8 protein-coding genes are annotated in these 6,295 nt (G+C 65.3%); 5 read left to right on the forward strand and 3 right to left on the reverse strand.

What is annotated here, in order from left to right; translation table 11 throughout:
• Positions 1–38: 38 nt before the first annotated feature.
• The 5 genes from AC6LJ2_RS19500 to AC6LJ2_RS19520 all read left to right on the forward strand — a co-directional run bounded on the left by AC6LJ2_RS19500 (position 39) and on the right by AC6LJ2_RS19520 (position 4,673).
• Positions 39–692, forward strand: coding sequence for an NUDIX hydrolase (locus AC6LJ2_RS19500; RefSeq protein WP_498151978.1), 654 nt, complete (start codon positions 39–41; stop codon positions 690–692).
• 99 nt (positions 693–791) lie between these two features.
• A complete protein-coding gene (gene prs, locus AC6LJ2_RS19505) occupies positions 792–1,649 on the forward strand; it encodes a ribose-phosphate diphosphokinase (protein ID WP_498151979.1) in 858 nt (285 codons plus the stop codon).
• 36 nt (positions 1,650–1,685) lie between these two features.
• Positions 1,686–3,380 (forward strand): nicotinate phosphoribosyltransferase, encoded by a 1,695-nt coding sequence (locus AC6LJ2_RS19510; protein ID WP_498151980.1) that lies wholly within the window; start codon positions 1,686–1,688, stop codon positions 3,378–3,380.
• A gap of 129 nt (positions 3,381–3,509) precedes the next feature.
• Entirely contained in the window at positions 3,510–3,761 is a 252-nt protein-coding gene (locus tag AC6LJ2_RS19515) for a hypothetical protein (protein ID WP_263913161.1), read from the forward strand.
• A 144-nt stretch (positions 3,762–3,905) separates the two neighbouring features.
• Positions 3,906–4,673, forward strand: a complete 768-nt coding sequence (locus AC6LJ2_RS19520; protein ID WP_498151981.1) for an SDR family oxidoreductase — start codon at positions 3,906–3,908, stop codon at positions 4,671–4,673.
• Here the strand turns inward: AC6LJ2_RS19520 and AC6LJ2_RS19525 are convergent.
• From AC6LJ2_RS19525 to AC6LJ2_RS19535, 3 genes are read right to left on the reverse strand one after another with little or no spacing between them, the layout of a single operon-like run.
• Complete coding sequence (locus tag AC6LJ2_RS19525) at positions 4,608–5,417, reverse strand: substrate-binding domain-containing protein (protein WP_498151985.1); 810 nt, start codon at positions 5,415–5,417, stop codon at positions 4,608–4,610. The two genes, AC6LJ2_RS19520 and AC6LJ2_RS19525, sit on opposite strands and share 66 nt — an antisense overlap.
• A 21-nt stretch (positions 5,418–5,438) precedes the next feature.
• Entirely contained in the window at positions 5,439–5,645 is a 207-nt protein-coding gene (locus AC6LJ2_RS19530; RefSeq protein ID WP_498151982.1) for a helix-turn-helix domain-containing protein, read from the reverse strand.
• A gap of 25 nt (positions 5,646–5,670) precedes the next feature.
• Complete coding sequence (locus AC6LJ2_RS19535; RefSeq protein WP_498151983.1) at positions 5,671–6,006, reverse strand: hypothetical protein; 336 nt, start codon at positions 6,004–6,006, stop codon at positions 5,671–5,673.
• Positions 6,007–6,295 lie beyond the last annotated feature (289 nt).

The following is a 6,295-nucleotide window of genomic DNA, read 5'->3' on the forward strand; positions in this document are numbered from 1 at the left end:
TGGCACCTTAGCCCGAAGCCTTGCCTACGGAACCCCTCTTGGACCACCCCCAGCCCCTCGTCACCGTCGACGCCGTCCTGCTGACCCTGCGCGCCACCGGCCTGGAAATCGCCCTGCACCCGCGCGACCGCGCGCCGTTCAAGGGCGCCATGGCCTTGCCGGGCGGCGTGGTCCATGTGGACGAAGACGCCGACACCGAAGCCAGCATCCGCCGCGTCCTGCGGGACAAGACCGGCTTCGAGCCGCGCTACCTGGAGCAGTTGCAGGTGTTCTCCGGGCAAGACCGCGACCCGCGCAAATGGTCGCTGTCCGTGTCCTACGTGGCCCTGGTGCCCGCCGCCGAGCTGGAAGCCGCGAGCCAGGCCGCCTTCCAGTTCGTCAACGTCGACGCCCTGCCGCCCCTGGCCTTCGACCACGCCGACATCGTGGCCGCCGCCGTCGCCCGGCTGCGCGGCAAGTCCAGCTATTCCACCCTGCCGTTCTTTCTGCTGCCGGAACGCTTCACGCTGACCGAGCTGCAGCACACCTACGAAGCCATCCTGCAAACCCGGCTGGAGAAATCCAACTTCCGCCGCAAGATGGAAGCCTGGGGCGTGCTGGAAGCCACCGAGGACTACGTGCTGGGCGCCCAACGCCCCGCCCGCCTGTACCGCCTGAAAGACTTCACCCTGTTCGACCGCAGCGTCGGATAAGCATCGCGTCCACCTCTTGAATCCAACATAGTTGCAAACAAACAATAAGTCGGCCTATACTGGCCTCACTTAGTTTTAATTTGCCACTAAGGCCACATCATGTTCACCATCACAGCGGTAGTAGCAGGACAACGCCACAGCGCCACCCCGGCCGCGTTCGTGTTCCCCGGCGGCGAAAGCCAGGTCACCGTGCCGGCGTCATTGCAGGCCCAGGCCGATACGGCCAGCGAATTTCGCATCCACGCCTTGCTCAAGTCCGCCGACGACGTCATGCAGCTGCTGATGCTGACCGACGCCCTGCGCCGCCTGAACCCCGCCGCGCCCGTGCACCTGGACATGCCCTACGTGCCCTACGCCCGGCAAGACCGCGTCTGCAACCCGGGCGAAGCGCTGGGCGCCGCCGTGTTCTGCAAACTGATCAACGACCAGCAATACGCCACCGTCACCATCGTCGAGCCCCACAGCGACGTCACGCCCGCCCTGCTGCAACGCGTGCGCGTGGTCGACGCCAGCGCCTTCCTCAAGAACGCCCTGGCCGCCCCCGCCTTTGCCAACGGCGTCACCCTGATGGCCCCCGACGCCGGCGCCCGCAAGCGCGTGCAGGCCCTGGCCAAGAAACTGGGCGTGCCCGACGTGCGCTACGCCGAAAAAGTCCGCGACCCGCAAACCGGCCGCATCACGGAAACCCGCGTCCCCGACGACATCCCCGCCCAGCCCGTGCTGGTGGTCGACGACATCTGCGACGGCGGCCGCACCTTCCTGGAACTGGCCGCCGCCCTGCGCGACACGACCCGCCAGCCCCTGTACCTGTACGTCACGCACGGCCTCTTCAGCAAAGGCCTGGCCGAACTGAACGCCCGCTTTGCCGGCGTCTACACCGCCTACGACTGGACGGGTTCCGACGGCGCCGATGCGCCCGTCGTCGTCAACCCCACGCCCGCCGGCCCCCACAACTAAGCATCAACGATCAAGTATCAAGAAGGAGTCCGCACCATGAACGCCCCCGCTCCCCTCACCGTCAAGAACGGCATCAACCCCTTTCTGCAAGCCGACTTCTACAAGACTGGCCACCCCTTTCAGTACCCCAAGGGCACCAACAAGATCCTGGCCAACTTCACGCCCCGTTCGGCCCGGCTGGCGCCCGTGCTGCCTGAACTGTTCGACAACAAGATCGTCTGGTTTGGCCTGCAAGGCTTCATCAAGGAAATCCTGATCGACCTGTTCAACCGCGAATTCTTCGCCAAGCCCGCAGGCGCCGCCGTGCGCCAGTACCAGCGCCGCGTCGACAACGCCCTGGGCAAGGGCGCCGTCACCGTCGACCACCTGCAAGCCCTGTACGACCTGGGCTACCTGCCCCTGGAAATCCGCTCGCTGCCCGAAGGCGCCCGCGTCGACATCCGCGTGCCCCCGGTCACCTTCGTCAACACCCGCCCGGAATTCGCGTGGCTGGTGACCTACATCGAAACCCTGTTCAGCTGCGAATCCTGGAAGGCCTCCACCGTCGCCACCATCGCCTTCGAATACCGCAAGCTTCTCACCTACTTCGCCCGCCTGACCGGCAGCCCGATGGACTTCGTCAACTGGCAAGGCCACGACTTCTCGATGCGCGGCATGTCCGGCCTGTACGACGCCCGCAAGAGCGGCGCCGGCCACTTGCTGTCGTTCACCGGCACCGACACCATTCCGGCGATTGACTACCTGGAAGACCTGTACGGCGCGGATTCCGATCGCGAGCTGATCGGCGGTTCGGTCCCGGCCACCGAACACTCGGTCATGTGCCTGGGCAGCAAGGAAGGCGAAATCGAAACCATCCGCCGCCTGGTCACCCAGGTCTATCCCGCCGGCATCGTGTCGGTCGTGTCCGATACCTGGGACTTCTGGCAAGTCGTCACGGACTTTGCGGCGGCATTGAAGGCCGAGATCCTGGCCCGTCAGCCCGATCCGTTCGGCAACGCCAAGGTCGTGTTCCGCCCGGACTCGGGTGATCCCGTGAAGATCCTGACCGGCTATTTCTGCACCGACGTGGCCAGCGTGGAAGACGCCGCCGCACTGGCGGCTGCCCGTCGCGAAGGCTTCGAAGCGGTGCGCGATGTTGCGACCGGCATGTACTGGCGCTTGGACGAAGACGCACGTGCCGCCCAAACGCTGCGCGAACCCGAAGTCAAAGGCGCCGTGCAATGCCTGTGGGACACCTTCGGCGGCGTCGTCACCGACCGCGGCTACAAGCTGCTGGACTCGCACGTCGGCCTGATCTACGGCGATTCCATCACCTTGGCCCGGGGCCGTGACATTCTGGTGCGGCTGGAGAAAAAGGGTTTTGCATCCGGCAACGTCGTTTTGGGCATCGGCTCGTATACCTACCAGTATCTGACGCGCGACACCTTTGGCTGGGCGTTGAAGGCAACGTACGCCGAAGTCAACGGCGAGGCCCAGGAACTGGTGAAGGACCCCGTGACGGATTCAGGCGTCAAGCGGTCGGCCAAGGGCTTGCTGCGGGTCGATGAAACGGCCACCGGCTATGTGCTGCATGACCAACAGACCGCGCAGCAAGCGGAAGGCGGCGCCTTGGTGCCGGTGTTTCGGGATGGCAAGCTGCTGGTCGAGCAGAGCTTGGGCGAGATTCGGGAACGGCTGCAAGGGTCTTGGGTTTGCCCGGAAGCGGGGACTATCGATTGGGGAAGCCGCTGAGACTGACCGGGTGAATCGCCGACTTCAATGCGCGATTCACCGGGTGGCGGCATTGCGAGTAAGGTATGGGGTACGAGGCCTTGATTGCTCGGCACCCCGGCCTGTGCCCCCCGCAGGAATCCGTAAACCATGAAGCCCCTTCGTTCCGCCCTCCCCCCCATCCTGATCGCCGTCGCCTGCGCGTCACTGACCGCCTGCGCGAATACCCCGCCCAAGCGCACCGACATGGACTACCGCAGCCGGCCGCCCACGGCGGCCAAGCCCGTGCCCAGCGGCGCGGCGTCCTCGGGGCAGAACCTGACCATTCAGACGGGCGAAGGGGAAAGGCTGAATCTGCCGTGGTTCATTCGCGATACGCAGACCTGGATCAATAGCAACTGATCGGCAGCGGGCCTGCTGCCGAGCGCCACAGGCCCGCAAACCGCATCGGCAAGGCCGATACCCCTATCAGATCTTCCTGCTGGCGCCTGGCCGAGCGTCGCGCCAACATCGCCCATTCCACACACAGACTTCAAGGAATGGAACATGGGCAACAGCCTTGCAGGACAGCGGGTCATGGTCGTCGGCGGCAACTCGGGCATGGGCCTGGCCGTCAGTGCGCGGTTGCTGAAAATGCACTGCCAGGTGCTGATCGTGGGCCGGTCCCGCGACAAGCTTGATGCGGCGCGCGAGCAGTTGAGAGCATTGGGCGACAAGGCCCCCAAGCAAGCGCCCGCCTTCAACGACCCCATCCTGCTTCAAGCAGACGTGACCGACGAAGCACAAGTCCAACAACTGTTCGAGAAATCAGGCCCGGTGGACCACGTGATCTGCACCGCCGCCGACATCCGCGGCGCCTACGAACTACTGCCGCAGCTGCCCCTGGACGCGCTGGACCGCGCCATCCGCTCAAAGGTCATCGCGCCCATCCTGCTAGCTAAACACGGCGCGCCGCGCATGCCGACGCACGGCTCCATCACCCTTACGTCCGGCATTGCCGCCTACCGCCCCAGACCCAAAGGCGTCGCCGTCGCCGCCATCAATGCCGCCCTGGAAGGCGTCGTGCGCGCCATGGCCGTCGAGCTTGCGCCGCTGCGCATCAACGCCGTATCGCCGGGGTGGGTACGCACGCCCATCTGGAACGACGTCGCGGGCGCGGATAGTGAATCGCTGTTGGCAGCCATGGCCGAACGGCTGCCGGTCGGCCGGGTCGGCACCGGCGACGACATCGCCGATGCCATCGTCTTTCTACTTGGCAATGGCTACACAACCGGCACGGTGCTGCATGTGGACGGCGGGCATCGGCTCGTCTGACGGCGTAGCCGCCAGGCGGATCATGTCGATGAACGCGGCGACGTGGCGGGCCGGCGGCCGGGGCTGGGTGAGCAGGCAGATGGGAAGCCCTTCGCCGCTGCGGGTCGCCAGCGGCCGCCACTCGACGCGGGGCATTGCCTCAGCGGGCTTCATGGCCCCTCCCGACGGGCCAGGCATCGTCCCGGCCGGGTTCATGGCCATTCTCGGCAAGATTGATACGCCCAACCCGGCGGACACCATCTGCATCAATGCGGGAACGCTATCCGCAACCCCGCGGATGCGGGGCCGCGCCGGGGCTTCCTGCAACAGGGCCTCGAGGTATTCCCGATAGCGGCACCCTTCCATCGTGACAATCAGCGGCAACGCCGCCAGGGCGTCCGGCGTAACCAGGCCGGACGATAGGCCCAGGGGATGACCAGCCGAAAAAACCACCACCGGCATATCCCGGGCAATGACCTCCACCTGCAGATTGGCGTCGCTGGCCGGCCACCCGTGCACCAGCCCCAGATCGGCGGTGCCATTGAGCACGGCCTGGGCGGTGGCTTGGGAGTTTCTTTCCTGGACGGCCACCTGGGCGTCGGGGTGCGCCGCGGCGAAGTGCAGCAGTTGCGGAACCAGGATGCTGGTGCACAGCGTCTGCGGGGCCGCAACGCGAATCGTGCCGGCCGGCTCGGCGGCATTATCGCGAACCTCGCGGAAAGTGTCGTCCGCCAGGGCGAGTAACTCGCGGGCCCCGACTGCCAGCTTTTCTCCCGCTGGGGTGAGTTACAAGCGGTTGTTCTGGCGGAGGAATAGCGGCTGCCCGACGGCCTCTTCCAGCGCCCTAACCTGTTCCGTCACGCTGGGTTGCGACAGATGCACCCGTTTCGCGGCCTGCGTGAAGCTCAACGTTTCCACTGCCGCGATGAAGATTTTCAGTTGGCGTAGCTGGAACATGGGGGTGAGGGATTTGGGGTTTGCCGAGCGGATCAAGTTAACCCAACTCGGCCTTGCCTGCCTATTGGATCGCAGCCGGCGCGTCGTGCGTCGCGCCGTCACCGTCCGCGTCATCGCTCTGGCCGGACTGCGCTTGTTCAAGCATCGCGTCGGTCAACGTGCCGATGTGCTCGCATAACCCCTCCACCCCACCCATCAACGCCGTTACTGCCCAGGCGTCCAGCGGCAAAGCGCCCGTTGCATCGGGTTCGGCTGCGCTATTGCCGACCATGCGGACGATGGTCTGGATTGCGTAGCGGGCGCGGTCTATCTGGTGGAGATGCGTAAGGGAGACTGGGCCGAATTCGCGGTCGGAATCGACGGACCAGGGGTTCTGCGTGAGGGGGTGGTGCAGCATGGGGCTGCCTCCTATAGGGCTGAGTCAGGCCGCATGCGTTGCGGCTGTACGCCTATAGCTTTCCGGCTTCCAGTCCGGACTACCTGTGGGGAGGTAGTGGGGGGAGTATATGGCGCGGGAAGGAGAGGAATTGCGGAGTGGGACATTTTTGCCACTTGCCGAGGGAGTGTCATAAATTTTGTGTTTGAGGCCTAACATACCGCTCAAGGAGCATCTGTATGGCCACAAAGAAGAAACTTCCCCTGCGAGAGTTGCCGTCGATTCCGGCGGACCTGGTCGATCAATTCGT

It is taken from the genome of Achromobacter sp. 1014246743, from assembly GCF_059760725.1.

What these genes read in the sequence shown, in the direction of transcription:
- AC6LJ2_RS19520 (WP_498151981.1), top strand. Translation starts at nt 3,906, where the DNA reads ATGGGCAACAGCCTTGCAGGACAGCGGGTCATGGTCGTCGGCGGCAAC.
- AC6LJ2_RS19515 (WP_263913161.1), top strand. Translation starts at nt 3,510, where the DNA reads ATGAAGCCCCTTCGTTCCGCCCTCCCCCCCATCCTGATCGCCGTCGCC.
- prs (WP_498151979.1), top strand. Translation starts at nt 792, where the DNA reads ATGTTCACCATCACAGCGGTAGTAGCAGGACAACGCCACAGCGCCACC.
- AC6LJ2_RS19510 (WP_498151980.1), top strand. Translation starts at nt 1,686, where the DNA reads ATGAACGCCCCCGCTCCCCTCACCGTCAAGAACGGCATCAACCCCTTT.
- AC6LJ2_RS19535 (WP_498151983.1), bottom strand. Translation starts at nt 6,006, where the DNA reads ATGCTGCACCACCCCCTCACGCAGAACCCCTGGTCCGTCGATTCCGAC.